Raw genomic sequence first — 26,359 nt, 5'->3', positions numbered from 1 at the left:
CATGCCCTCCCAGCGCCACTCCCCGGACGGGCTCGCCGACAAACTGGCCCATGAACTGCATGTCCACCAGATCGAGCTGGAGTCGCAGAACGAAGAATTGCGGCGCACGCAGTCCGATCTGGCGGCCGCTCGCGATCGCTACCTCGACCTGTTCGACTTCGCACCGGTGGGCTATTTCACGCTCGACCGCGATGGCGTCATCCAGGAGTGCAACCTGACCGGCGCGACTCTGCTGGGAGAGCGTCGCACAGCGCTGAAGGGCTGCAGGTTTTCGCGCTTTGTGGCACCCGCCGACGGCGATGGCTGGCACCTGTTCACCCGCCAGGTGCTGGGGGAAGAGGGGCCGCACCGCATCGAGCTGGCGTTGCTGCGAGCGGGAAGTCAGGATGCCTGGCACGGACAGATCGACTGCCAGCAGATGGCCATGCCGGGCCAGGCACCCATGCTGTGGGTCACGCTCACCGATGTTACCGAGCGGGTCCGTGCCGACATTGATCAACGTGTCGCGGCCCAGGACATGGATGCGCGCGAGCTGGAACGTCATCGGGTGGCGCTGGCGCTGCACGAAGATCTGGGGCAGCGGTTGAGCGCGCTCAAGATGGAACTGGCGATCCTGTCGCCCGGCGACGAAAGCGCGGTCTACCGCGAGCGCCTCGGCACCCTGATGGCATTGCTCGACGATGCGGTGTCCACCGTGCGCCGCATCACGCAGGACCTCCGGCCGCCCATGCTCAACGATCTGGGGCTGTCAGCCGCCATCGAATGGCTCGTGCACGACACCGCCCGCCGCGCGAAGTTGTCGTTCACGCTGTCGCTTGAGACCGCCCCTCTTGGCATGGGCGAGCAGACCCGGCTGGCGCTCTACCGCTTCGTCCAGCAGGCCATGGCACTGCTGGTGCTCAATGCCGGCAGCACCGAACTGCACGTCGGAACCCACAGCACACCCGGCCGTTTTGTGCTGGTGCTGCGTTCCCGTGGTCAACGCCAGACCACCCCCAGCACCCCGTCGCTGGACCCGGACGCCGCCCGCATCCTGGAGCACCGGGCGCGCACGCTGGGCGGCCGCCTGACGATCGACCTGCCGCGCGATCCCCTGGGCTGGATCCATCTTGAACTGGTCATGCCCTTGGCGGATGGCCAGGGTACCGACGACGCTGTACACGGAGAAACCCCATGAACGAACTGGCGACGAATCCCGGGCTCAGCCTGCTGCTGGTCGACGACCACACGGTGGTGCGCGAAGGCCTCAAGCGGCTGATCGATCCGCAGGCCAACCAGTGGAGCATCACCGAGGCCGGCACGGGCTTCCAGGCGATCGAATGCCTGCGCCGCCAGTCCTTTGACCTGGCCATCGTCGACCTGTCCATGCCGGGCATGAGCGGGCTGGAGCTGACGCGCCGCATCAAGAGCGAGTTTCCGTCGGTGGCGGTGCTGGTGCTCACGATGCACAGCGAAGAGCAGTACGCCATCCGCGCGCTGCAGGCCGGTGCCAATGGTTTTGTGACCAAGGACACCGCGGCCACCGAACTGGTGGCCGCCGTGCGCAAGGTGGCTTCGGGCGGGGTGTTCCTCTCGGCGCAGCTGGCCGAGCGGGTGGTGCAGCAGCTCAACGGCCAGACTCCGGTGCCCGACCTCCAGATGCTCACCAACCGGGAACTTGACATCCTGCAGCGCATCGTGAACGGGCAGCGCCCGGTGGACATTGCCGACGCGCTGCACCTGTCGATCAAGACCATCAGCACGCACAAAAAGCGCATCCAGGAAAAACTCAAGCTGGACAGCACCGCGGCCCTGATCCGTTTTGGGCTGGAACACCGGGTGGGCAGCGACCTCATCGATCCCTCTGTCGACGACAATTGAGACCCCAGGCGCCAGCCTGGGGCATCCGATGGTTTTGAGAGGTGCGATGACGAACCACAAGAATACGACCGCCAGCCCATCCGGCGACACCCATCAAAGGGCAACTCGGGACGCCAGCGGGGTTGCCCACCCGGCATTCAGTCCCTTTCCGGTGGTGGCGATCGGCGCTTCAGCCGGCGGGCTGGAGGCTTTCGAGCAGTTTTTCCGCGCCATGCCAGCTGACAGCGGCATGGGCTTTGTGCTGGTGCAACACCTGGACCCCACGCACACCAGCATCCTCTCGGAAATCCTCCAGCGCAGCACGGCCATGCCGGTGGTCGAGGCGGTCCAGCAGATGCCGATCGAGCCCAACCGTGTGTATGTGATTCCACCCAACCACGACATGGTGATCGCGCGCGGCGCGCTGTGCCTGAGCGTGTCGTCGCGCTTGCGCGGTGGGGGGCAGATGGCCATTGATCGCTGCTTCCGCTCGCTGGCCGAAGACCAGGGCGAGTACGCGGTCGGCATCGTTTTGTCTGGCACCGGCACCGATGGCACCCTGGGCCTGCGGGCGATCCACGGCGCCGGTGGCCTTTGCCTCGTGCAGAACCCGGCCACCGCCAAATACGACGGCATGCCCGCCAGCGCCATCCAGGCGGGCTTTGCCACCCAGGTGCTGGCGGTGGAAGACATGCCCAAGGCGCTGGAGGCCGACGCGCGGCTGCGCCGCCTCATGCTGCAGAACCAGGGCGCCGCTGCGGCCGACAAGCGCCTGACGCGTGTGCTGATGCGCCTGCGCTCGGCCACCGGCCACGATTTTTCCCTGTACAAGAAGAGCACGCTGGGCCGCCGCATCGCGCGGCGCATGGTCCAGCACGGGCTGGCGGACATCCCGGCCTACGAGCGCTACCTCGCCGAGCACCCGGGTGAGGTGCAGGCGCTGTTCCACGAGCTGCTGATCAACGTCACCAGCTTCTTTCGCGATCCCGAGATCTTCGGGTATCTGAAGGCCAGTGTGCTGCCCGGTCTGCTGGCGGATCGGGCGGTGGGCGACCCGCTGCGCATCTGGGTGGCCGGTTGTGCCACCGGGGAAGAGGCCTATTCGCTGGCGATGCTGCTGCGTGAGCTGGCGGACGAGCAGCACCTCGATCTGCCCGTGCAGATCTACAGCACCGACATCGACGCCGATGCCATTGCCATCGGTCGCGCCGGCCTGTACCCGCCCAACATCGCCGAGGACGTGTCGCCCGAGCGCCTGCGCCGTTTTTTCCTGAAGGAAGACAAGGGCTACCGCGTGCGCAAGGAAATCCGCGAGATGGTGATCTTTGCGCTGCAAAGCGTGATCAAGGACCCGCCGTTCACCCGTCTCGACGTGCTTTCATGCCGCAACCTGCTGATCTACCTGGAGCCCGAGCTGCAGGACCGGCTGATGCCGATCTTTCACTACGCGCTCAAGCCCGGCGGCGTGTTGTGCCTGTCGCCCTCGGAAAGCATCGGCAGCCACCAGGACCTGTTTGAAACGGTTGAGCGCAAATTCAACATCTACCGCGCCAAGTCCACCCTGGCCTCGCGTCGGGCGCTGCTCAACAGCCGCATCGCCTGGACCCCCGAGGGCACCCCGTCCGAGCCCGGTGCCGCGGGCCCCAGGCTGCTGCGCGAGACCTCGGTGACCGAGCTGGCGCGGCGCGCGCTGTTGCAGGCCTTCGCGCCGGCTTCGGTGCTCACCGAACTCAACGGCGACATCCTCTATGTGCACGGTGAAACGGGCAAATACCTGCGCCTGGCGCCGGGCCAGCCGTCGAACAACATTCTCGACATGGCGCGCGAAGGCCTGGCGCTGGAACTGCGCGAGGCCATGCGCCAGGCGCTGGCCGATGGCCTGCCGACGCTGGACCGCGAGATCGCCGTGCACAGCCCCGACCAGACCCAGCCGGTGGGCCTGAGCGTGCGCGTGTTGCCAGGGTCCGGCCAGGGCCACAAGCTGCTGCTGGTGAGCTTTCGCGACATCGAACGGCCGGTGGCCCGCCGAGGCGGACGCAAGAGCAAATCGGGCCTGTCGGCCGAAGCCCTGCGCATCGAGGAACTCGAACGCGAACTGGTGCTGAGCAAGCAGAGCATGGGCGCGATGGTCGAGGAACAGCAGGCCTCCAACGAAGAACTGCAGAGCACCAACGAGGAGCTGCAAAGCACCAACGAGGAGCTGCAGTCCACCAACGAAGAGCTGGAGACCTCCAAGGAAGAACTGCAGTCGGTGAACGAAGAGCTGGTCACGGTGAACTCCGAGTTGCACAGCAAGGTCGAGCAGCTGACCAGCATGCAGGACGACATGAAGAACCTGCTGGACAACATCAGCGTGGGCGCGATCTTCCTCGATCGCGATCTGATGATCCGCCGCTTCACGCACGACGCCACCAGCGTGTACCGCCTGGTGGCCACCGACCTGGGCCGCCCGCTGGCCGACATCCGCAGCGAGCTCAAGGACGTGGACCTGCTCGCGGACGCGCGCAGCGTGCTGGACACCCTGACCCCCATCGAGCGTGAGGTGCAGGCCGGAAACACGTGGTACCTGGCCCGCACACAGCCCTACCGCACCATGGACAACGTGATCGACGGTGTGGTGCTCACCTTCAACGACGTGACCGAGCGGGTGCAGGCCATCGCCGCGCGTCGCGCGCGGGATTTGGCCGAAGCCGTCGTGGACACGGTGCGCGAACCGCTGGTGGTGCTGGACCGGCAGTTGCACATCGTGACCGCCAACCGCGCCTACTGGAGCCATTTCGGCGGCGATCCGACGGGCGATGTGGGCCACAGCCTCTACGCAACTGGCGCCGGGCAGTGGGACTTTGACACCATGCGCGAATGGCTCGAAGCGATGAATTCACCCGAGCGCACGTTCAAGGCCCTCGAACTGGTGCATGTGTTCCCGGCACTGGGGCAACAGCGTCTCAAAATCTCCCTGCGCCGGGTGTCCGAGAAGGGCGGCCAAACCGATCTGGTGCTGCTGAGCATCCAGGTGCTTTAGACCTCGCTGCGCAGGCCTCGCGGCAGGTCCGGCGCGGATCTCAGACGCCGGCCTGCGCCGGCAGATGAGTCAGGAACCACTCGGCGGCGAGCGCAGCCACGCTCTCCAGCGCGCCGGGCTCTTCGAACAGGTGGGTGGCCCCTGGTACCACTTCCAGGCGTTTGGTGCAGCGCAGCTGACCCAGTGCCCAGCGGTTGAGTTCCAGCACGTCCTCGTCGTCGCCGCCCACGATCAGCAGCGTCGGGGCCTGTACCCGGTGCAGGTGGCCCGGGGCGAGATCCGGGCGCCCACCGCGGGAGACCACCGCGGCGATGCCCTGGGGCCGATCTGCCGCGGCCACCAGCGCCGCCGCCGCACCCGTGCTGGCGCCGAAGAGGCACACCGGCAAGCCCGCGGTGTCCACGCGTTGCCTGGCCCACCGCGTGGCCTCTTGCACGCGCTGGCCCAGCAGCGTTATGTCGAACACATGGCGCCGGTCCAGCGCTTCGATCGGTGTCAGCAGGTCGAACAGCAGGGTGGCCAGCCCCTGCCGTTGCAGTGCGCGGGCCACCCAGCGGTTGCGCTCGCTCAGGCGGCTGCTGCCGCTGCCGTGCGCGAACAGAACCAGGCCCCGAGCCCGCGCCGGAACCGCCAGATCGCCCTGCAGCGAGGACTCCTGGAGAACCACGGCCTCGTTGAACATGGTCATGTCAGAGATCCGGCATGGTGGCCCCGGGCATGCCCATGTCCTGCTGAGCCTTGGGCGCCGGCGCGTTGGCGATCATGCAGTCGGTGGTCAGCATCAGGCTGGCGATGGAGCCCGCGTTCTGCAGGGCCAGACGGGTGACCTTGGCCGGGTCCATCACGCCCATCTGCAGCAGGTCACCATAGATGCGCGTGGCCGCGTTGTAGCCGTAGGCGGGCTCGCTCGAATCGTCAATGCGCTGCAGCACCACCGAGGGTTCGTCGCCCGCGTTGCGGGTGATGCAGCGCAGCGGTTCCTCCAGCGCCTGCGCAATGAGGCGGATGCCCGAGTCGTGGTCGAGCGAGGTGCCGTGCAGGTCCGCCAGCACGCGCCGCGCGCGCAGCAGCGCCACGCCGCCACCGGGCACGATGCCTTCTTCGATGGCCGCACGCGTGGCGTGCAGCGCGTCCTCGACGCGGATCTTGCGTTCCTTCAGCTCGGTCTCGGTGGCCGCGCCGACCTTGATCAGCGCCACGCCACCCGAGAGCTTGGCGATGCGCTCATCCAGCTTCTCCTTGTCGTAGTCGCTGGTGGCGGCCTCGCGCTCCTTGCGGATGCTGGCCACGCGCTCCTGGATCGCCTGCGTGGTGCCGGCACCGCCGATCACCGTGGTGTCGTCCTTGCCCACGTCCACTCGTTTGGCGCGCCCCAGATCGGCGAGTTGGGCCTTGGCCAGCGTCAGGCCCAGTTCGTCGCTGATCACGGTGCCGCCGGTGAGCACGGCCATGTCCTGCAGCATCGCCTTGCGCCGGTCGCCAAAGCCCGGCGCCTTCACCGCGCAGGCCTTGAGCGTGCCGCGCATGTTGTTGATCACCAGCGTGGCCAGCGCCTCGCTGTCGATGTCTTCGGCCACCACCAGCAGGGGCTGGCCGCTCTTGACCACTTCTTCCAGCAAGGGCAGCAGGTCTTTCAGCGACGACAGGCGCTTGTCGTACAGCAGGATGGCGGCGTTTTCCAGCGTTGCGCTCTGGCGCTCGGGGTTGTTGATGAAGTACGGCGAGAGAAACCCCCGGTCGAACTGCATCCCTTCCACCACCTCCAGCTCGCTGCTCAGACCCGAACCGTCTTCGATGGAAATCGCGCCCTCGCGGCCCACGCTGTCGATGGCGCGCGCCAGCAGTTCGCCGATGGAGCGGTCGTTGTTGGCCGAGATCGAGGCCACATGCGCAATCTCCTGCGAGCTGGCGCAGGGCCGTGCCATGCGGTGAAGTTCGGCCACCACCGCTTCAATGGCCTCCTCCATGCCGCGCTTGAGGTCCATCGGGTTCATGCCGCCGGCCAGGTAGCGCAGCCCTTGCTGGATCATGGCGTGCGCGAGCACGGTGGCGGTGGTGGTGCCGTCGCCCGCCATTTCGCTGGTGCGCGAGGCCACCTCGCGCAGCAGCTGCGCGCCCATGTTCTCGAACCGGTTCTCCAGCTCCACCGACTTGGCCACCAGCACGCCGGAGTTGACGATCTGCGGCGGACCGTAGTCGCGGTCCAGGATCACGGTGCGCCCGCGCGGGCCGAGCGTGACCTTCACGGCCTCGGCCAGCGCATCGACACCGCGGCGGATCTTGTCGCGTGCTTCCTCGCGAAAGAGCAGCTGTTTGGCGGTCATGCGGAAGTCCTCCTTCGGCCCCTGTTGGTGTTTGCGTGTGACAGCACTCGGGGTATTTTTTCACTGGGAAGCGTCCGCGGATTGAGCGTGCGCAACGCCGGCGCGACTGGCCCGAGGCGATCAATGGGTCATCGGTTCGGCGCCGCCGCCTGCCTGTTGCACCAAGGCCTCGGCCCTCAGCCAATCGTCAAGCTCATGCCCAGGCTCGCAACCGCGTGCTTCGAAGCACGCGTAGGCGGCCTCGCGGATCGCCTGTTCGCGGTCAAAGGGTGCAGCCGACGGACTCACCGTGGTCGGTTCGTTCACCTCCGGCGCCGATGGCATCTCCATGGTCTTGGGCGTGCGGGCTGAGGATTTTGTGCCTACAAGTTGTCGTCCCATTTCTGATCTCCAGTTGAAGGATTGCGGAAGGTGCAGCGCGTCAGAGTGGCCGCGTTGCACCGGACGAAGTTAGTGCGCTGTGTTCAGAGGCTGATTGAGCCTGCTCAACGCGGCAGCGCCTGGGACGCCACCGACCGATGTGCGGCAGCTACACCTGCGAGGGACGTGGGTGCCCCGGTCGCTTGTGTTGAGCGCACTCAAAAGACGACCGCGTGATCCGCGTGGGACGGCAGTACGGTTATGCCAGCTGCAGCCTCTGGCTGGACCAGCCGGTGGACCAGACAAAATCCAAGGCCAAGTACGAAAACGGTGTGCTCGAACTGACCTTGCCCAAGAAGGCCACCGCCACTTCCAGGCGACTCACCATTTCGTGAGAACCGGGGCCGCAAGCGGGCGCGACCACCCACCGGTCCGAACTCAACTGGCCTGACCTCCGGGGGCTGGCTGTCTGGCGCCGGGCGGACTGGTCAACGCGCGCAGTGCGTCTGCATCGAGCGTTTCCTGCGTCAGCAGCGCACGGGCGCAACGCTCCAGCACCTCACGCCGGTCCTGCAGCAGGTGGGTGGCCTGTTCGAAGGCCTGCATCACGGTGCTTCGCACCGCTTCATCGATGCATTGTCGGGTCTCTGGCCCCGGCTGCCAGCCGTTTTGCACCAGACCGGGCACATCCAGAAAGGCGGGGCGCTGGGGCTCGTGGGCCACGTAGCCCAGCGTCTCGACCATGCCGTAGCGCGTGGCCATGTCGTGTGCGATGTTGGTCGCCTTGACCAGATCGTCAGCGGCCCCGGTGGACAACTGGTCAAACACCAGCATCTCCGCCGCACGGCCGCCGAGCAACACGGTGATCTTGTGTTCCAGCTCTGTCTTGGACATGAGGAAGCGGTCTTCGGTGGGGCGCTGGATGGTGTAGCCGAGAGCGCCGATGCCGCGCGGGATGATGGACACCTTGTGCACGGTGTCGCTCCCGGGCAGTGCCATGGCGACCAGCGCATGCCCCATCTCGTGGAACGCCACCACTTCGCGTTCGCGCGGGTTGAGCACGCGGTTCTTTTTCTCCAGCCCGGCCACGATGCGTTCGACGGCGGTGGTGAAGTCTTCCAGGGCGATGTCGGGCGCGCCGCGCCGCGTGGCGGCGAGTGCTGCTTCGTTGCACAGGTTCGCGAGGTCGGCCCCCGAGAAACCGGTGGTGAGCTGGGCCACTTGCTCCATGTCCACTTGCGGCGACAGGCGAATTTTTCGGGTGTGCACTTTCAGGATCTGAACCCGGCCGGCCTTGTCGGGCCGGTCGACCAGCACCTGGCGATCGAAGCGGCCGGCGCGCAGCAGGGCCGGGTCCAGCACCTCGGGCCGGTTGGTGGCGGCCAGCAGCACGAGGCCCGACGAACTGTCAAAGCCGTCGAGCTCGGCCAGCAACTGGTTCAGGGTCTGCTCGCGTTCGTCGTGGCCACCGATGGGTGAGACCGCTCCGCGCGCGCGGCCCAGCGCATCGAGTTCGTCGATGAAGATGATGGCGGGGGCCCGGGTGCGGGCCTGCTCGAACAGGTCGCGCACGCGGGCTGCCCCCACGCCCACGAACATTTCGACGAACTCGCTGCCCGAGATGCTGAAGAACGGCACGCCCGCTTCGCCGGCCACAGCCTTGGCCAGCAGGGTCTTGCCGGTGCCCGGCGGCCCCACCAGCAACACGCCCCGCGGGAGCCGTGCACCCAGTCGACCGCTGCCCTGCGGGTCTTTCAGGAAGGTCACGATCTCCTGCAGCTCGGCCTTGGCTTCGTCGACACCGGCCACGTCCGCAAACGTGACGCCGGTGTCCTTCTCGACATAGACCTTGGCGTGGCTCTTGCCAATGCTCATGAAACCGCCCGCACCCTGCCGGTCGAGCACGCGGCGGATCAGGAAGAACCACACGCCGACAAACACCAGTCCGGGCACGATCCAGGACAGCAGGTCCCGCAACAGGGTGCTTTCCACCACGCGGCGATAGGGCACCCCGTGCCGGGAGAGGCGCTCGACCAGATCGCCTTCGACCCGGTTGGCGACGATGGTGGTCTTGCCGTCGGGTTCGCTCGTCTTCAGGGTGCCGGTGATCGTGGTTTCACCAATGACCACTTCGGCCACGCGGCCATCGGCCAGTGCCTGCTCGAACGCGCTGTAGGGCACGGCTTCCACGGTGCGCGCGGTTTGCCAGACGGACTGGGCCCACGTCAGGGCCAGTAACGCCAGGAGCCAGTAGCCCAGATTCCACTGGACCTTTTGATGGGGTTGCATCCGATCGCCTTTCTGCCAGGTGCCTAAAAGAAGTGTTGCCCCATGCCTGGCAATGCCGGCGGGCCGCCACTTCATCGTAGCCAGGCGGGTGTCGATGCGTGCGACTTTCGACGGTCTGGATTGAGCGGACTCAATGCACAGACCCGATTCGTCAATAAGCTGTCTCATGGCGCTGTCGTGCGCCCGGTCTGGCGACCGGCTGCACCCCGGTTCGTTTTTTCGACCAGGAGGTACCCATGCAAGCAGGCAAAGAAGCAGAGCTGTGGATGTACGAAAAAATGCTGGAGATACGGCATTTCGAGGAAACCATGGCCTCGGTCTATCTGGAGGGCAAGCTGCCGCCGCAGATCCAGAAAGGGCTGGCGTTCGACATCGGCTCGGGGCCGGTACCGGGCGAGATGCACCTCGCCGCGGGGCAGGAGCCGGTGGCGGTGGGCGTGTGCGCGCACCTGAAGCAGACCGACACGGTGGTGGGTACGCACCGGCCCCACCACTTTGCCATCGCCAAGGGTGTGCCGCTCGGCCGCATGGCGGCCGAGATGTTCGGCAAGGCCACCGGACTGGGCAAGGGCAAGGGCGGGCACATGCACCTGTTCGACCCGGTGAACCGCTTCAGCTGCAGCGGCATCATCGGTGCCAGCCTGCCGCCGGCCTGCGGCGCGGCGCTGGCGGCGAAGAAGCTGGGCAAGGACTGGGTGGCGGTGGCGTTCTTTGGCGAGGGAGCGGCCAACCAGGGTTCGGTGCACGAATCGCTCAACCTCGCGGCCTTGTGGAAACTGCCGGTCATTTTTGTCTGCGAGGACAACAAGTGGGCCATCTCGGTGCCCAAGTCCAGCGCCACGTCGATCGAATGGGTGGCCGACCGTGCCGCGGGCTATGGCATGCCGGGCATCAAGGTCGCGACCAACGATGCGATGGCGGTGTATGAGGCCGCCGGTCCGGCGGTACTGCGCGCGCGCCGGGGTGAAGGCCCCAGCCTGATCGAGGTGAAGACCGACCGCTACCTCGGCCACTTCCAGGGCGACCCGGAGGTCTACCGTCCGAAAGACGAGGTGGCCAACCTGCGCAAGAACGATCCGATCCCGCGGATGGCCAGCCATCTGAAGCTGCAGGGCTACATGAACGACGCCGAGGAGGCCAAACTGGTCGCGCTGGCCCGCCGGCGCGTGGCCGATGCGTTCGAGTTCGCGCGCAACAGCCCCGACCCCGAGCCGCAGGATGCCTTGCAGGACGTTTTTGTCTGAGCCGGTCCGCCACCAAAATCCACCAGGAGCACGACATGAGCAACACCCGGAAGCTCACCATGGCGCAGGCCATCGCGGAGGGCATTGGCCAGGAAATGCAAAGCGACGACACGGTCTTCGTGATGGGCGAGGACATCGGCAGGTACGGCGGCATCTTCGGTGCCACCGGTGGCCTGCTGGACCGGTTCGGTCCGGATCGCATCATGGACACCCCGATCTCCGAGACCGCCTTCATCGGCACCGCCACCGGGGCAGCGGCAGCGGGTCTGCGGCCGATCGCCGAACTGATGTTCGTGGACTTCTTCGGCGTCTGCATGGACCAGATCTACAACCACCTGGCCAAGAACACCTACATGGCGGGTGGTCACATCAAGCTGCCGGTGGTGCTGACCACGGCCATCGGTGGCGGCTACAACGACGCGGCGCAGCACTCGCAATGCCTGTACGCCACCTTCGCCCACATGCCGGGCCTGAAGGTGGTGGTGCCGTCCAATGCCTACGACGCCAAGGGCCTGATGATCCAGGCGATCCGCGACGACAACCCGGTGCTCTTCATGTACCACAAGGGCATCATGGGTCTGCCCTGGATGGCGTACTTCGAGGGCAGCAGCAACGAGGTGCCCGAGGCGGCATACACCATTCCGTTTGGCCAGGCGCGTGTGGCGCGCGAGGGCAGCGACGTCACCATCGTCACCCTCAGCCAGATGGTGCAGAAGGCGCTGCTGGCGGCGGAGGAACTGGTGGCCGAGCGCATCAGCGTGGAGGTGATCGACCTGCGCACGCTGGTGCCGCTGGACCGCGAGGCGGTGCTGCGGTCGGTGCGCAAGACCGGGCGCCTGCTGGTGGCCGACGAGGACTACCTGGGCTTTGGCCTCACCGGTGAAATCGCCGCCATCGTGGCCGAGCACCTCGATACCGTCCAGCTGAAGGCGCCGGTGAAACGGGTGGCCGTTCCCAACGTGCCGATCCCCTACAGCCGTCCACTGGAGCGCTTTGTGATCCCGCAGGTGGACAGCCTGGTGGCGGCTGTGCGCGGGTTGATGACCGCCTCGGTGCGCCAGCCGGAGGAGGTGTGATGAACATCACTTTGCCGGACGCTGCGTGGGAAGGGGTCGAGGTCTCGGTCGAGGCCCTGGTGGACCGCTGGCTGGTGCAGGAGGGAGAAACCGTGCGCCAGTGCCAACCGCTGGCCACGGTGGTGCTGGTGAAGACCAGTCAGGACATCGAAGCGCCCATGAACGGCCGCGTGACCCACATCCTGGTGACCGCGGGCCACACCTTCCACCGGGGGCAGCCCATTGCAACGCTGGAGCGCCTGCCATAGACACCACGGGCCTGGAGCAGGACTGGAACCGAAGGCAGCTGGAGCAGCCGGTGGCCGTCGCGGACTTCCGGGTCTGGAATCACACGCGGGCGGCCATTGTGCTGGGCGGTTCTCAGCGTGCCCTGCGCCCGGAAGTCGCGTTGCGCCTGCCTGCGGGCACAGGTCTGTGGGAGCGTGCTTCGGGCGGCGGCGCCGTGTTGTGCGGACCCTGGATGGTCAGCGTTTCCGTCGCCTTGCCGCCGGACCACACCTGGGCGATCAGCGTGCTGGAGGCATACCGCCAGCTGGGGCGCGTGCACGCCGCTGTGCTGGCCGGGCTGGGCGTGGCCACGCTGCTGGTGCCACCCGAAGGCGTTGAACGCGCGAATCAGCGCTGGGGTGGCGGTGCGCGCTGGGCGTGTTTCGGCAGCCTGGCGCCCTGGGAACTCACCGACGGCGAGGGGCGCAAGCTGGTGGGGCTGGCCCAGCGTCGGCAGGGCCATGGCGTGCTGCTGGTGGCCGGCACCCTGTGTCACGCGCCCGATTGGCCGCTGTTGTGCGATGCCCTGGGCTTTCCGGGCGATGCAGCGTGGCTGCAGCGGCGGACCGTGGCGTGCGACGCGCTGGCTGATCGGGCGTTTTCAGCGGCCACACTGGCCGAGCAACTGCGGCGCGCCCTGGCCCGCGAACTGTGGCCACCAGAACGTTCGCTGTTGGCGATCTGAGCCGGGTCTCTGCGGCACCACGGCGGGCCTTCGTCACATCCACTGCTGTCAGGGTCTCGGCGGTGGTGCCGCGGCTTTTGTGCGCCTTCCTGTAAGGTTCTGTCTGTTCGTCCGACTCATCCCTACCCAAACCGAGGACACCGTGATGAAGAAGGAACGCAGAACCTTGTTGAAGCAACTGGGCGCCGTGCTGGCCGCGGTCGGCTTGCCGGCCGTGGCGCCACGCGCCGCCGAGCCACCGTTTCCGCTGAAGAAGACCGCCGCCGAGTGGAAGGCGATCGTGTCGCCCGCGGCCTACGACGTGCTGTTCGAGCACGGCACCGAACGCGCCGGCAGCAGCCCGCTCAACGCCGAGAAGCGCCCGGGCACCTATGTCTGCGCGGCCTGCAACCTGCCGCTGTTCGACGCGGCCCACAAGTACGAGAGCGGTACCGGCTGGCCAAGTTTCTGGCAACCGCTGCCCGGCGCGCTCGGCACCTCCACCGACTTCAAACTCATCTACCCGCGCACCGAGTACCACTGCAGCCGCTGCGGCGGACACCAGGGCCATGTGTTCAACGACGGACCCAAGCCCACCGGCAAACGGTATTGCAACAACGGCGTGGCGCTGGCCTTTGTGCCCCAGGGCGCAGCGCTGCCGGCCCTGCGCACCTGAACAGGCCCTAACCGGAGAACCCCCACATGAACAAAACCTTCCGGGCGCTGGCCCTCTCGGCTTGCCTGAGCGCTGTCGCCGCGACGGCCCAGGCGGCCACCGCCACGGCGGTCTTTGCCGGCGGCTGCTTCTGGTGCATCGAGGCGGACTTCGAGAAGCTCGCCGGCGTGACGGAAGTGGAGTCGGGTTACACAGCGGGCAAGACCGCCAACCCGACCTACAAGGAGGTGAGCAACGGCCACACGGGCCACACCGAGGCGGTGCGCGTGATCTACGACCCGGCCAAGGTGAGCTACGCGGAGCTGGTCGAATACTTCTGGCGCCACATCGATCCCACGGTGAAGGACCGCCAGTTCTGCGACATCGGCAGCCAGTACCGCAGCGGTATCTACTGGGGCAGCCCCGCCGAACGCCAGGTGGTGGAAGCCAGCCGCGACGCGCTGCTCAAGAGCGGCCGGTTCAAGGCGATCCACACCGAGCTCGCGCCCGCCAGCACCTTCTACCTGGCCGAGGACTACCACCAGGACTATTACAAGAAGAACTCGGTGCGCTACAACTACTACCGCTACAGCTGCGGTCGCGATGCGCGCGTGAAATCGCTCTGGCAGTAGGCGGGCGTACCGGTTTGGGGGCGTCCCGGACGCCCGGGATGACCGGGGCCCGGTGGTAGCATTCCCGCCACTTTTCACAACAAGGGGCCGGGGAATGAGGGAGTCAGAAGATTTCGCCGAAACGGTGATGATGGGCGCGTTGCCGCCGGCGCCGCCACACCGGCCGCAGACGCTGGACATCCGCTTCACCGGATCGGGCAGCGAGTACTTCCGGATCTGGATCGTCAACCTGCTGCTGACCCTCGTCACGCTCACGCTCTACCTGCCTTTCGCCCGCGCGCGGCGCATGGCCTACTTCCAGAACAACACGCTCGTCGGCGGCGACCCGCTGGGTTTTCATGCCGACCCCTGGAAGATGTTCCGCGGCTATCTGCTGGTGCTCGTGCTCGGCCTGGGTTACTGGGCGGTGTCGAACTTCATGCCGGCGTTCTCCTGGGCCGCGCTGGTGGTGTTCATGGGGCTGTGGCCGCTGCTGTGGCGCTCGTCGTTGCAGTTCCGCCTGCGCAACACCAGCTGGCGCGGTGTGCGGCTGAGTTTTGTCGGTGACACGAAGTCGGCCTACCTGGCCATGTTGCCGATGTTCCTGCCGGCGCTCGCCTTTGTCGGGCTGTTGCCCGAACCCGTCGAGGGCGAAGAGATCGCCGAAGAGACCGCGCGCTACGCCGCCGCGGTGGTGGGGGTCGTGGTGCTGGCGTTCGTGTTGCTGTTGCCCTGGCTCTGGGCGCGCATCAAGCGGTACCAGCACGGGGGCTACGCCTTCGCGCAGGAGCGCACCGGGCTCACCGTCGGTGCGGGCCGGTTCTATGGCCTGTTCTTCAAGATACTGGGCGTGTCGCTGGCGGTGATGCTGGTGGTCGGCAGCGTCATGGGCGCGGCGTTCGGTGTGCTGATGCTCTTGGGCATGACCAACTGGGCCGAACTGAGCAGCGGGGGCGGTGCGCTCGCCGGCGTGCTGGCCGCGGTGGTTTTTGGCGTCATCGTGTTGATGGCCTATGTGCTCATGCCGTTGATCGTGGGCTCGTACACCACCTCGCGCCTGCAGAACCTGCTCTGGGCCAACACCCGCAGCCCGAAGATCGAGTTCCAGAGCGACCTGCGCCTGGGCCCGCTGTTTCGCGTCGGCCTGGTCAACTGGCTGCTGATCGCGCTCACGCTCGGTCTGTACTGGCCGTTTGCCAAGGTGCGCCTGGCGCGCGTCAAGCTCGAAGCGATGTCGCTGGTGGTGCAGGGTGACGTGGACGAATGGGTGGCCGAAGCGCAGCCGGCGGGCCGGGGTGTGCTGGGCGATGCGGCGGGTGATTTCTTCGGCATCGACATGGGGCTGTGATGGCGCTGGACGAGCCCGCGGTGATTCGAACCCAGTGGTTTGACGGTCGCAGCCCGCGTGGCCGTTCGGTGACCCTGCGGGTGCAGGGCGACGAGCTGCTGCTGCGCACGCACGACGGTCTCGTCGAACACCGGTACCCGCTGGGCGGCGTGCGCTGGCCCGAACGCCGCAGCCACGGCCAGCGCCAGACCGAGCTGCCCGACGGCGGCGTCGTCCAGCACGCCAACGCCGCGGAGTGGGACGCCTGGTTCCAGGCCAGCGGTCTGCGCGAGGGCGCGGTGGTGGGCTGGATGCAGAGCTGGCGCGCCACGTTCGCGGCCATGGCCGGCACCGTGGCGTTTCTTGTCGCGGCCTGGATCTGGGGCGTGCCCTGGCTCAGTGTCACGCTGGCAGGTTTGGTGCCGCAGTCACTGGAAAACCAGATCGGCGAGCAGAGCCTGGCCCAGCTCGATCGCCTGTTCCTTGAACCCAGTCAACTGCCCGCCGCTCGGCAGGAAGCGCTGCGCCAGCGCTTTGCCCGGGTCGTTGAACAGGCCCATCCCGAGGGCGATGCGCCGGCCTGGCAGCTCGGTTTTCACCAGAGCGAAGTGCTGGGCGCCAACGCCTTTGCCCTGCCCGGTGGCCGCATGGTCATGACCGACGATCTGGTGAAGTTGCTGGACGACCAGCCCGACGCGCTCGTGGGCGTGCTCGCGCACGAGCTGGGCCATGTGCAGCACCGCCACGGGCTGGACCTGATGGTGCGCGCCAGCCTGGTCAGCGCGCTGGTGGGGGTGGTGCTGGGCGATGCGAGTGGTTTCCTGGCCACCGTGCCCGCCACGCTGGCCACGCAGTCGTATTCGCGCGATGCCGAACGCGAAGCCGACGCCCACGCGGCGCAGATGCTGCACGCGAGCGGGATCGATCCGGCGGTGATGGCGATCTTCTTCGAGCGCATGCTGGCCGAGGAGGGCGCCGAACAGCCGGCGGGTGACCCGGGTGAGCGTGAAGGCAGCGGCGTGTCGCTGCCCATCGCCATCGCCAGCCACCCGGACCATGGCGAACGCATCCGCTTCTTCCGCGAGTGGCGGGCTCCCGGTCCTTGACGCAGGTCAGGGCGACCGCCCGCCCGGGTTGAAATACTGGTAAAAATTCAGCAAGCAGGCGCTTGTCACGGATGCCGCACCGTCGGCGCGTGCGCTCGGGCGTATGCTGAGCGCAACTTGTTTTCCGCTCCCCATGGACACCTCGAACCAGCCCCCTGTCGAACCCGTTTTCACCGCCCGTGGCCTGACCAAGGTCTATGGCGAAGGCGAGGCCGCCGTCCATGCCCTGCGCGGGGTGGACCTGGACATCGTGCGTGGCGAATTCGTGGTGCTGCTTGGCGCTTCGGGCAGCGGCAAGTCCACCTTGCTGAACATCCTGGGTGGGCTGGACACGGCCACGGCCGGCTCGGCGCGCTGGACGCACGCGGGTGAAGCCCACGAGCTCATCGGTGCGGGCGATGCCGAACTCACGCGCTACCGGCGCGAGCACGTGGGTTTCGTGTTCCAGTTCTACAACCTCATTCCCAGCCTGACCGCGCGCGAAAACGTGGCCCTGGTGACCGACCTCGCCGAAGACCCGATGAAGCCGGAAGACGCACTGGCGCTGGTGGGCCTGGGCGAACGCATGAACCATTTCGTCTCCCAGCTCTCGGGCGGCGAGCAGCAGCGTGTGGCGATCGCGCGCGCCATCGCCAAGAACCCCGAGGTGCTGCTGTGCGACGAACCGACCGGTGCGCTCGACTGCGCCACCGGCGTGATGGTGCTGCAGGCGATCGAACATGTGAACCGCGAGCTGGGCACGACCACGGTGGTGATCACGCACAACGCGCCGATCGCCGAGATGGCCGATCGCGTGCTGCGCCTGGCCGACGGCCGCATCGTCGAAACCCGCGTGAACGACCACAAGCTGCCGGCGTCCAGCCTGAGCTGGTGAACTCTGCATGAAGGCGATCCACATCAAGCTCTGGCGCGACCTGAAGCGGTTGCGCGCGCAGGTGGTCACCATTGCGATGGTGGTGGCGATCGGTGTGGCCGGCTTCGTGGGCATGTTTTCGGTGCACCAGTCGCTGGAGGGTTCGCGCGATCACTTCTACCGCGACAACCGGCTGGCCGATGTGTTCGCCAGCGTCAAGCGCGCCCCGGTGCACCTGCGCGAGCGCCTCGCCGCGCTCGACGGCGTGGCCGAGGTCAAGCTCGACGTGGTGTTCGACGCGCAGATCGACCTGCCCGGCGTGCTGCCGCCGGTCACCGGGCGCTTCATCGGGCTCGATCTCGCGCGCGCACACGCCAGCCGCCAGGGCCTGAATGCGCTCACGCTCAAGCGCGGGCGCTGGCCCGAGCGCGACGGCACGCTGGAAGCGCTGGTGAGCGACCGTTTTGCCGCCGCACGCGGGCTGAACCCTGGCGACACGGTGCACGCCATCCTGAACGGCAAGCGCGAGCGCGTGCACCTGGTGGGCACGGCCGCTTCGCCCGAGTACGTGTTCGCATCGCAGGGCGGCGCGCCCGACGACCAGTCGTTCGGCATCTGGTGGATCGACAGCACGCGCATGACCCAGGCCTTCGACATGCAGGGCGCGTTCAACCAGGTCTCGCTGCGGCTCGACGCGGGGCAGTTGGTCGAGCGCGTGTTGCCGCAGGTGGACCGCCTGCTGGAACCCTACGGTGCGTTCGGCGCGACCGGGCGCGACAAGCAGCTCTCGGCCAAGATCGTGAGCGACGAACTCGCGCAGTTGCAGGTCATGGGCACGGTGCTGCCCGCCATCTTCCTGGCGGTGGCGATGTTCATCCTCAACGTGGTGCTGAGCCGCCAGGTGGCCACGCAGCGCAGCCAGATCGCGGCACTCAAGGCGCTGGGCTACAGCGACGGCGCCATCGCCTGGCACTACATCCAGCTCGCGCTGGCCATCGCCGGGCTCGGCGTGGCGGTGGGGCTGGCCCTGAGCCAGCTCATCGGGCGCGGCATGCTCGGCCTGTACGACGAGGTGTTCCGCTTCAACGGTCTGGCCTACGAGACCAGTGTCTGGCTGGTGGTGGTGTCGACGCTGCTCGCGGCCGCCGCCGCCGCGGCGGGCACCTGGAACGCGATCCGCGCCGTGGTGCGGCTCAAGCCGGCGCAGGCCATGCAGCCGCCGGCACCGCCGGCCTACCAGCCCACGCTGGTGGAACGGCTGGGGCTGCGCCGCTTTGTCAGCACCGGCGCGATGATGGTGATCCGCAATTTCGAGCGCCGCCCGTTGCGCGCGGCCTTCACTGTGACCGGCATCGCACTCGCGGTGGCGCTGCAGATCTCGGGCGCCTTCTGGATCGACGCGATCGCGCACATCGTCGATGTGCAGTTCCGCCAGGTGCAGCAGGGCGACGTGCTGGTCAACTTCCACCGCCCGGTGCCCCTGACCGTGGTGCAGGACCTCAAGCGCCTGCCCGGTGTGATCGACGCCGAGCCTTACCGCACCGAGCCGGTCCGCGTGCGCCTGCACGGGCGCAGCGAAGACACGGCGCTGACCGGTTACCGCGGCGACGCGCAGCTGATGCGCGTGGTGGACGAAACCCGCGGTGCGGTGGCCATGCCGTCGCACGGTGTGGTGCTGTCTTCGCTGCTGGCGCGTGCGCTCGGTGCGCGCGTGGGCGACCGCGTCGAGCTGCAGTTCCGGCTCTGGAACCAGCAGCGTGTCGAGGTGCCGGTGGTGGACATCGTGCACACCATGTTCGGCAAACTGCTCTACATGAACCTGGACGCGATGAACGCGCTGGCGCGCGACGGCCACGGCGTGGCCGACGCCGCGCTGCAGGTCGATCCGTTGGCGATGGACGCGTTCTGGAGCGCGGTGAAGGCGGCGCCGGTGATCAGCTCGGTGTTCGACAAGGCCGGCTCCATGGAAGCGTTCAACAAGACCACCTCGCGCAACATGGGTGTGTTCAGCGGCATCCTCACGCTGTTTGCGGTGGCCATGGCGGTGGGCATCATCTACAACGCGGCGCGCATCGCGCTTTCCGAGCGTGCCTGGGAGCTGGCGAGCCTGCGCGTGCTGGGCATGACGCGGGCCGAGGTCTCGGTGCTGCTGCTCGCCGAGCTCGGCGCCGAGCTGCTGGTGGCCCTGCCCATCGGCGCGCTCACCGGCTGGGGGCTGGCCTCGCTGATGATGCGGCTGATGGCGTCCGACAGCATCGATTTCCCGGTCGTCATCGAGCCGTCCACCTACGCTTCGGCCGCGCTGATCGTGCTGGCGGCGGGCGTGGTCAGCGCGCTGCTGGTGCGCCGCCAGATCGACCGGCTGGACCTGGTTTCTGTCTTGAAGGTACGCGAATGAACGAACAAAAGAATCCCTGGAAAACCCCCCGGCGCTGGGCCATCGCCGGACTGGCCCTGGTGGCCGCCGCCGCGCTGCTTTACGCGGTGTACCGGCCCCGGCCGATCACCGTGGAGGTGGCGCAGGTGACCTCCGGGAAATTCGAGCAGGTGGTCGAGGAAGACGGCCAGTTGCGGCTGAAGAACCGCTACGTGATCACCGCGCCCACCCTGGCCCAGCTGCAGCGGCCCACGCTGAAGGTGGGTGACGTGGTGCGCGCGGGCGACGTGGTGGCTCGGCTGGCACCTGTTGCGCCGCAGATGATCGACGAGCGCACGCGCAACGTGCTGCGGCAGCGTGTGGGCAGTGCCGACGCGGCGCGGCGCGCGTCCGCGGCGCAGGTGCAGCGCGCCCAGACCGCGCTGGCGCAGGCCACGCTGGAGGCCGGCCGCTCGGAGCAGCTGGCGAAGCAGGGGTTCATCGCACCTTCCGCCCGCGACCAGGCCGACCTGGCCCGTCGCTCGGCGCAGCAGGCCTTGACGGCGGCCCAGGCCGAGCAGGGCATGGCCGACTTCGCGCTGGCCGAAGCCCGCGCCGCGCTCAGGCAGGCCGAGCCCGCCGCGGGCGAGCGGCCCGCCGGCCTGTGGGAGATCAAGAGCCCGGTGAACGGCCAGGTGCTCAAGCTGCACCTGGACAGCGCGGTCCCCGTGACCGCGGGGCAGGCGCTGCTGGAGATCGGCGACACGGCGGCGATGGAAGCGGTGATCGACGTGCTCTCGGGCGAGGTGCGGCAGGTGTTGCCCGGGGCCGCGGTGTTGCTGACCACCGGCAGCGGCGCAGCGCCGCTGCCCGGCACGGTGACGCGGGTGGAGCCGGTGGCCTTCACCAAGGTCTCGGCGCTGGGCATCGAAGAGCAGCGCGTGAACGTGGTCGTGGCGCTGGCGGCGCTGCCCACAGACGCCGCGCGTCTGGGCGACGGTTTCCGCGTGGACGCGCGCATCACCGTGTCGTCGCAGGCCGATGCCGTGCTCGTGCCCAGCGCGGCGCTGGTGCGCGATGGCGAGCGGTGGCGCGTGTTCGTGGTGGAAGCCGGCAAGGCGCGCGCACGCCCGGTGCAGATCCACGACCGCAACGCCGACACCGCCTGGGTGAAAGATGGCGTGAAGGTGGGTGAGACCGTGCTGCTGTATCCGGGCAGCACCATTGCTGACGGGCAGCCCGTGGTCCAGAGATAACCCCCCTGACTGGGTAACCCCCCGCAGCGCTTCGCGCTACCCCCAAAGGGGGCTGAGGGCCGCGGCTCCAAGCCTGCCTGCGCAGGCTTGGACAGCCCGAAGAAGCCTCGCTTCTGGCGAGGCTGCGGCCTGCAAGGCGCACTGGCCGTCCGGCAAAGCCGGCCCGGCGGTGCCCTTGGCTGGGTCCGTTTGCGCCCCGGCAGGGCGTTGAACGGCCGCCCTTTCAATACCTCCGGAGTTGAGTGCGGCAGCGCACAGACTGTTCGCGGGTCAGGCTTTACTGTGGCGCCAATGGCACTGGAAATGAACTCCGTCTGCCATGCGGTGCAGCCCCCGGTTGCGCAGCCCGTTCAACCTCTGCACAGAAAGCACCCCATGATCACCAAACAACGCTTCTCCGTTCTTCTTCTGGCTGCCGCGGCCTTCACCACCATGGTGGGTTGCGCTGCGTCCGGCAAGCAGGAGAGCACCGGTCAGTACGTGGACGACACCGTCATCACCACCCGCGTGAAGACCGAGATCCTGAAAGACGCCTCGCTCAAATCGGCCGAGATCAATGTCGAGACCTTCAAGGGTGCTGTTCAGCTGAGCGGTTTCGTGAACTCCGAAGCCGACATCAACCGCGCCGTGCTGGTCACGCAGGGCGTGCCCGGCGTCAAGTCGATCAAGAACGACATGCGCATGAAGAAATGACCGGCGGGCTTCGGCCCCGGCATTGCCTCTCCAACCTGATGAGGTCACCCCATGAACACACATCTTCCTTTTGAATCCCGCTGGCTGGCGCTGGCCGCTTCGCTGACCCTGGTCGCGAGCCTGGGCGCCTGCGCCGGCATGTCGCGCCAGGACCAGAACACCGCCATCGGTGCGGGCGTCGGTGCCGTCGGAGGCGCCGTGCTCACCGACGGCAGCGCGCTGGGCACCCTGGGTGGCGCTGCCATCGGCGGTGTCATCGGCAACCAGATCGAAACCGACGACGAACGCTACCGCCGGAACCGCCGGTGAACGGCCTGTGGCCCTTCACTTCAACTTACCGAAAGCACCCCATGAGCAACCCCATCAACACCCTGGGCGATGACGCCTCTTCGCTGGCCGCCTCGGTCGCCAACTCCACCGAGCACGCGATCCGTTCCACCCAGCGTGCGGCCCAGCAAGGCATCGACCAGATGGCCAACAACCTGGACGGCGCGCGCAGCCAGACCAGCAACGCACTCCACCACCTGGTGAGCGACACCGAGGCGCTGGCGCACCGCGGCATGGACGCCGTGCGCGACGGCGCCGGTCAGTTGCGCGAGAAATCGCTGCACGTGAAAGACGCCACCGCCAGCTACATTCAGCACGAGCCGGTCAAGTCGATGCTGATGGCCGCCGCCGTGGGCGCAGCGCTCATGGGCCTGGTGGCCCTGTTCAGCCGCCACCACAGCGGTCACAACGGTCGCTGATCCCGGAGCCCTCGTCATGATCCACCCCGTGTTCCGCCTGGCGGCTTCACAGCCCCTGTTGCTGGCGGAGCACGCGGCCGCTTACGCCAGCCTGCTGGGCGAAGAGCTGGTCATCGGCAGCGCGCGTCTGAAACGGCGCCTGGCGCTCCAGCTGGCGGGCGTTGCCTGCCTGGTGGTGGCCACTGTGCTGCTGGGCGTGGCTTTGCTGCTGTGGGCCTCGTTGCCCGATGCCGGCTTTCGCGCGCCCTGGCTGTTCGTGCTCACGCCCGTGCTGCCGGCGGCGCTTGGCGTGTGGGCCCTGTGGCTCGCACAGGACCGCGAGGCGGAGGAATGGTTCGCCAGCCTGCGTCTTCAACTGGCCGAGGATGCCGCGCTCCTGCGCATTCCGGGCGCACCATGAATCCGGTCGGCATGTCCGAGAAGGCAGCGCAGCCGCTGACCGCGCTTGCGCGAGCCGAGCTCGCCCGCAACCGTCTGGCGCGCAACCGCGAGCTCCTGTCCGACTGGTTCGAACAGGATCGCCGGAAACGGGCTGAGCGGGCTTCCGCTGGCTGGCTGGTGGGAGCGCTGTGGCCGGTGCTCAAGGGCCTGAGCTCCCAACCCGTGGCCTCACTGGCTATCGGCGCCCTGACCCAGGGCATGCTGCAGCGCACACCGGGCGCGCCTGGTGCACCCCTGGAAACCCAGGCACTGGGCGCCGCACTGTCCGTGGTGCGCCGCCATCCCAAAACCAGCCTGGCGGTCGCAACCGTCGCTGGTGTTGCCCTGCTGTGGAGCCGCTGGCGCCGCCGTCCTCCCCCCTGACCCCAAGCCAAGGAATCACCATGCTCTACACCATCGCCGTCGTCCTGCTCATCCTCTGGTTGCTGGGACTCGTCACCGCCACCACAATGGGCGGCTTCATCCACATCCTGCTGGTGGTCGCCATCATCATGGTGCTGCTGCGCGTGATCAGCGGGCGCAGTCCGCTCTGAAACGACTTTCCCCCCGGCGCTGGCTGTGTGGGCCAGCGCACAGACGCCGCCTTTGAGGGTGGCTAGTGTTCGTCCATGTCGCCACGGGCGGTAACCACCCGAGATCCTGATGCCCGAGACAACCCTTCGCCATGTCGCCCCTGAACTGCCGGGCAAGCCGGGTGAACCCACCGAGTCCAGCCGGCGCAGCGCCCTGCTCAAGGCCGGTGCGCTGCAGAACGCCATCCTGAACAGCGCCAATTTCTCGATCATCGCGACCGACGAAAAAGGCATCATCCAGCTCTTCAACGTGGGCGCCGAGCGCATGCTGGGCTACCGCGCCGACGAGGTGGTCAACCGCGTGCGCCCGAGCGACATGCACGACCCGCAGGAGGTGCATGCGCGCGCCATGGTCCTGAGCCTGGAATTCGACACCCCGATTGCGCCCGGTTTCGAGGCCCTGGCCTTCAAGGCTTCGCGCGGCATCGAAGACATCTACGAGCTGACCTACATCTGCAAGGACGGCAGCTGGTTCCCGGCCATCGTGTCGATCACCGCGCTGCGCGACGACTACGGCGACATCATCGGCTACCTGCTGATCGGCACCGACAACTCGGTGCGCAAGCGGGTGGAGCAGCAGCTCAACGAGGCCGTGGTCGCGGCCGAAAAAGCCAACCTGGCCAAGACCGATTTCATCTCCAGCATGAGCCACGAGCTGCGCACGCCGCTCAACGCCATCCTGGGCTTTGCGCAGCTGGTCGAGTCGGGCACGCCTGCGCCCACGCCGACGCAGCAGCGCAGCATCGGGCAGATCCTGAAGGCCGGCTGGTACCTGCTGGAGCTGATCAACGAGATCCTCGACCTGGCGCTGATCGAGTCCGGCAAGCTCTCGCTTTCGGGCGAGCCGGTCTCGCTCACCGAGGTGCTGGCCGAGTGCCGCGCCCTGGTCGAGCAGCAGGCGCAGCAGCGCGGCATCGGCATGGTGTTTGCGCGGCTGGAGTCGCCACGCTACGTGAAGGCCGACCGCACCCGCCTCAAGCAGGTGCTGATCAACCTGCTGTTCAACGCCATCAAATACAACCAGCGCGGCGGCCATGTCACGGTGGCCTGCACGCTGAGCCCGCCGGATTCGGTGCGCATCAGCGTGCGCGACACCGGCCCCGGTCTGGCGTCCGAACAGCTGGCCCAGCTGTTCCAGCCCTTCAACCGGCTGGGTCAGGAATCCGGCGCCGAAGAGGGCACGGGCATCGGTCTGGTGGTGACGCAGCGGCTGGTGCACCTGATGGGTGGCCAGATCGGTGCCGACAGCACGCCCGGCGTGGGCAGCGTGTTCTGGGTCGAGATGGCGTTGACCGACGCACCGCAGACGGTTGCGCTGGACGACGCCCACCCCATCGATCCACCGCGCCCCGAATCGCTACCCGGCAACCCACAGCACACCCTGCTGTACGTGGAAGACAACCCGGCCAACCTGGAGCTGGTCGAGCAGATCGTGGCGCGCCGCGAAGACATGCGCCTGCTCGGCGCGGCCGACGCCAGCCTGGGCATCGAGTTCGCGCGCGTGTACCAGCCCGAGGTGATCCTGATGGACATCAACCTGCCGGGCATCAGCGGCGTCGAAGCGCTGAAGATCCTGCGCGCCGACCCGGACACCGCCCACATCCCCATCATCGCGCTGAGCGCCAACGCCGTGCCGCGCGACATCCAGAAGGGCCTGGATGCCGGCTTCTTCAACTACCTCACCAAACCCATCAAGGTCGCCCAGCTCATGGACGCGCTCGACGCTGCGCTGCAGGTCGCCGAAACCACGAGCGGTCCCGCCGCGCACCAGGAACCCGCATGAACCTCACCCTGCAAGAACGGCTCAATGCCCGCATCCTGATCGTGGACGACCAGCCGGCCAACGTGGCCCTGCTGGAGGCGATGCTGGAGGAGGCCGGCTACACCCGGGTGTCCAGCACCATGGAACCCGACAAGGTCTGCGCCATGCACCGCAAGGCGCCGTTCGACCTGATCCTGCTCGACCTGCAGATGCCGGGCATGGACGGCTTCCAGGTGATGGAAGGGCTGAAGGCCAGCACCGCCGAAGACGACTACCTGCCGGTGCTGGTGATCACCGCCCAGCCGGGTCACAAGCTGCGCGCGCTGCAGGCCGGCGCCAAGGACTTTGTCAGCAAACCGTTTGACATGGTCGAGGTCAAGGCGCGCATCCAGAACCTGATCGAGGTGCGCCTGCTGCACCGCCAGCTGTCGCGGCACAACCACTACCTGGAGCAGCTGGTGCGGGAGCGCACCGCCGAGCTGCGCGAGAGCGAGGCGCGCTACCGCGGTCTGACCGAGCTGGCCACCGACTGGTACTGGGAGCAGGACGGCGAGGGCCACTTCACCAAGGTGTCGGGTCCGGTGCTGGAGATGCTCGGCCTGCAGGTGGACACCTTGAACGATGGCGCTGGTACCGAGCACAGCGACGAAGGTTGGAACCTGGCCGAACGCGAGACGCTGCGGTCCCGCATCGCGGCGCGCAGCCCGTTCCTCGACATGGTGTTGAGTCGGGTGTTGCCGGGTGGTGTGGTTCGCCAGTACCGCGTGAGCGGCACACCGATGTTCGACTCCCGTTGCACGCTGATCGGCTACCGCGGGTTTGGCGTCGAAGTGCTGGGTTCAAAAGGCTGATTCGCCCAGCGCCTTCCGGAGTGACACGCCCCAAACCCAGGGCAC

General features: G+C 67.5%; 26 protein-coding genes and 1 pseudogene. 23 read left to right on the top strand and 4 right to left on the bottom strand.

Translation table 11 applies throughout. From position 1 onward, the window contains the following. Window position 1 precedes the first annotated feature (1 nt). The 3 genes from ACN5W5_RS13195 to ACN5W5_RS13185 are packed head-to-tail and all read left to right on the top strand — an operon-like array spanning window position 2 to window position 4,861. Entirely contained in the window at window positions 2-1,177 is a 1,176-nt protein-coding gene (locus ACN5W5_RS13195) for a histidine kinase (RefSeq protein WP_420048962.1), read from the top strand. Further along, the gene (locus ACN5W5_RS13190; protein ID WP_420048961.1) at window positions 1,174-1,860 is read left to right on the top strand and encodes a response regulator; all 687 of its coding nucleotides are present in this window, start codon (window positions 1,174-1,176) and stop codon (window positions 1,858-1,860) included. The genes ACN5W5_RS13195 and ACN5W5_RS13190 overlap by 4 nt, the downstream gene beginning before the upstream one ends. 46 nt (window positions 1,861-1,906) lie before the next feature. Further along, entirely contained in the window at window positions 1,907-4,861 is a 2,955-nt protein-coding gene (locus ACN5W5_RS13185; protein ID WP_420048960.1) for a chemotaxis protein CheB, read from the top strand. A 40-nt stretch (window positions 4,862-4,901) separates the two neighbouring features. Here ACN5W5_RS13185 and ACN5W5_RS13180 read toward each other — a convergent pair whose 3' ends face one another. From ACN5W5_RS13180 to ACN5W5_RS13170, 3 genes are all read right to left on the bottom strand, one after another. Further along, entirely contained in the window at window positions 4,902-5,549 is a 648-nt protein-coding gene (locus tag ACN5W5_RS13180) for a dienelactone hydrolase family protein (protein ID WP_420048959.1), read from the bottom strand. A 1-nt stretch (window position 5,550) separates the two neighbouring features. Continuing rightward, complete coding sequence (gene groL, locus ACN5W5_RS13175; protein ID WP_420048958.1) at window positions 5,551-7,185, bottom strand: chaperonin GroEL; 1,635 nt, start codon at window positions 7,183-7,185, stop codon at window positions 5,551-5,553. A 120-nt stretch (window positions 7,186-7,305) separates the two neighbouring features. Next, window positions 7,306-7,566, bottom strand: coding sequence for a DUF2934 domain-containing protein (locus ACN5W5_RS13170; RefSeq protein ID WP_420048957.1), 261 nt, complete (start codon window positions 7,564-7,566; stop codon window positions 7,306-7,308). 209 nt (window positions 7,567-7,775) lie between these two features. On the opposite strand from ACN5W5_RS13170, the pseudogene ACN5W5_RS13165 reads away from it, so the two are divergent. Next, window positions 7,776-7,940, top strand: a pseudogene (locus ACN5W5_RS13165) (Hsp20/alpha crystallin family protein); the annotation flags it as partial. 43 nt (window positions 7,941-7,983) lie between these two features. Here ACN5W5_RS13165 and ftsH read toward each other — a convergent pair. Further along, window positions 7,984-9,834 carry an ATP-dependent zinc metalloprotease FtsH gene (gene ftsH / locus ACN5W5_RS13160; RefSeq protein WP_420048956.1) on the bottom strand — a complete coding sequence of 617 codons (1,851 nt, stop codon included), beginning with the start codon at window positions 9,832-9,834 and terminating at the stop codon, window positions 7,984-7,986. Window positions 9,835-10,070: 236 nt separating this feature from the next. Between ftsH and ACN5W5_RS13155 the strand changes: the two genes are divergently transcribed. From ACN5W5_RS13155 to ACN5W5_RS13065, 19 genes are all read left to right on the top strand, one after another. Then, complete coding sequence (locus tag ACN5W5_RS13155) at window positions 10,071-11,078, top strand: thiamine pyrophosphate-dependent dehydrogenase E1 component subunit alpha (RefSeq protein ID WP_420048955.1); 1,008 nt, start codon at window positions 10,071-10,073, stop codon at window positions 11,076-11,078. Window positions 11,079-11,113: 35 nt separating this feature from the next. Then, window positions 11,114-12,154 (top strand): alpha-ketoacid dehydrogenase subunit beta, encoded by a 1,041-nt coding sequence (locus ACN5W5_RS13150; RefSeq protein ID WP_420048954.1) that lies wholly within the window; start codon window positions 11,114-11,116, stop codon window positions 12,152-12,154. Then, window positions 12,154-12,402 (top strand): lipoyl domain-containing protein, encoded by a 249-nt coding sequence (locus tag ACN5W5_RS13145; protein ID WP_420048953.1) that lies wholly within the window; start codon window positions 12,154-12,156, stop codon window positions 12,400-12,402. Before ACN5W5_RS13150 ends, ACN5W5_RS13145 begins: the two co-directional genes overlap by 1 nt. Before the next feature lie 50 nt (window positions 12,403-12,452). Further along, complete coding sequence (locus ACN5W5_RS13140) at window positions 12,453-13,106, top strand: lipoyl protein ligase domain-containing protein (protein WP_420048952.1); 654 nt, start codon at window positions 12,453-12,455, stop codon at window positions 13,104-13,106. Window positions 13,107-13,251: 145 nt separating this feature from the next. Next, window positions 13,252-13,761 carry a peptide-methionine (R)-S-oxide reductase MsrB gene (msrB, locus tag ACN5W5_RS13135; protein WP_420048951.1) on the top strand — a complete coding sequence of 170 codons (510 nt, stop codon included), beginning with the start codon at window positions 13,252-13,254 and terminating at the stop codon, window positions 13,759-13,761. 26 nt (window positions 13,762-13,787) lie between these two features. Next, the gene (gene msrA, locus ACN5W5_RS13130; RefSeq protein WP_420048950.1) at window positions 13,788-14,372 is read left to right on the top strand and encodes a peptide-methionine (S)-S-oxide reductase MsrA; all 585 of its coding nucleotides are present in this window, start codon (window positions 13,788-13,790) and stop codon (window positions 14,370-14,372) included. Window positions 14,373-14,466: 94 nt separating this feature from the next. Further along, entirely contained in the window at window positions 14,467-15,699 is a 1,233-nt protein-coding gene (locus tag ACN5W5_RS13125) for a YjgN family protein (RefSeq protein ID WP_420048949.1), read from the top strand. Beyond that, window positions 15,699-16,784: a M48 family metallopeptidase gene (locus ACN5W5_RS13120; RefSeq protein ID WP_420048948.1), complete on the top strand. Its 1,086-nt coding sequence runs from the start codon at window positions 15,699-15,701 to the stop codon at window positions 16,782-16,784. The genes ACN5W5_RS13125 and ACN5W5_RS13120 overlap by 1 nt, the downstream gene beginning before the upstream one ends. Before the next feature lie 133 nt (window positions 16,785-16,917). Further along, complete coding sequence (locus ACN5W5_RS13115) at window positions 16,918-17,658, top strand: ABC transporter ATP-binding protein (RefSeq protein WP_420048947.1); 741 nt, start codon at window positions 16,918-16,920, stop codon at window positions 17,656-17,658. 7 nt (window positions 17,659-17,665) lie between these two features. Next, window positions 17,666-20,035 carry an ABC transporter permease gene (locus ACN5W5_RS13110; protein ID WP_420048946.1) on the top strand — a complete coding sequence of 790 codons (2,370 nt, stop codon included), beginning with the start codon at window positions 17,666-17,668 and terminating at the stop codon, window positions 20,033-20,035. Then, entirely contained in the window at window positions 20,032-21,249 is a 1,218-nt protein-coding gene (locus tag ACN5W5_RS13105) for an efflux RND transporter periplasmic adaptor subunit (RefSeq protein WP_420048945.1), read from the top strand. Before ACN5W5_RS13110 ends, ACN5W5_RS13105 begins: the two co-directional genes overlap by 4 nt. A gap of 375 nt (window positions 21,250-21,624) precedes the next feature. Then, complete coding sequence (locus ACN5W5_RS13100; protein ID WP_420048944.1) at window positions 21,625-21,942, top strand: BON domain-containing protein; 318 nt, start codon at window positions 21,625-21,627, stop codon at window positions 21,940-21,942. A 51-nt stretch (window positions 21,943-21,993) separates the two neighbouring features. Beyond that, window positions 21,994-22,251 (top strand): glycine zipper 2TM domain-containing protein, encoded by a 258-nt coding sequence (locus tag ACN5W5_RS13095; RefSeq protein WP_420048943.1) that lies wholly within the window; start codon window positions 21,994-21,996, stop codon window positions 22,249-22,251. A 41-nt stretch (window positions 22,252-22,292) separates the two neighbouring features. Next, the gene (locus ACN5W5_RS13090) at window positions 22,293-22,688 is read left to right on the top strand and encodes a hypothetical protein (RefSeq protein WP_420048942.1); all 396 of its coding nucleotides are present in this window, start codon (window positions 22,293-22,295) and stop codon (window positions 22,686-22,688) included. 16 nt (window positions 22,689-22,704) lie between these two features. Next, window positions 22,705-23,088, top strand: coding sequence for a hypothetical protein (locus tag ACN5W5_RS13085; RefSeq protein WP_420048941.1), 384 nt, complete (start codon window positions 22,705-22,707; stop codon window positions 23,086-23,088). An 11-nt stretch (window positions 23,089-23,099) separates the two neighbouring features. Then, window positions 23,100-23,492: a hypothetical protein gene (locus ACN5W5_RS13080; RefSeq protein WP_420048940.1), complete on the top strand. Its 393-nt coding sequence runs from the start codon at window positions 23,100-23,102 to the stop codon at window positions 23,490-23,492. 20 nt (window positions 23,493-23,512) lie between these two features. Beyond that, window positions 23,513-23,662: a lmo0937 family membrane protein gene (locus ACN5W5_RS13075; RefSeq protein WP_420048939.1), complete on the top strand. Its 150-nt coding sequence runs from the start codon at window positions 23,513-23,515 to the stop codon at window positions 23,660-23,662. Window positions 23,663-23,771: 109 nt separating this feature from the next. Further along, window positions 23,772-25,484 (top strand): ATP-binding protein, encoded by a 1,713-nt coding sequence (locus tag ACN5W5_RS13070; protein ID WP_420048938.1) that lies wholly within the window; start codon window positions 23,772-23,774, stop codon window positions 25,482-25,484. Next, window positions 25,481-26,314: a response regulator gene (locus tag ACN5W5_RS13065; protein WP_420048937.1), complete on the top strand. Its 834-nt coding sequence runs from the start codon at window positions 25,481-25,483 to the stop codon at window positions 26,312-26,314. The genes ACN5W5_RS13070 and ACN5W5_RS13065 overlap by 4 nt, the downstream gene beginning before the upstream one ends. Window positions 26,315-26,359 lie beyond the last annotated feature (45 nt).

The organism is Hydrogenophaga sp. ZJX-1, from assembly GCF_048590325.1.
GTDB lineage: Bacteria > Pseudomonadota > Gammaproteobacteria > Burkholderiales > Burkholderiaceae_C > Hydrogenophaga.
This window is presented reverse-complemented; position numbering and strand designations above follow the sequence as displayed.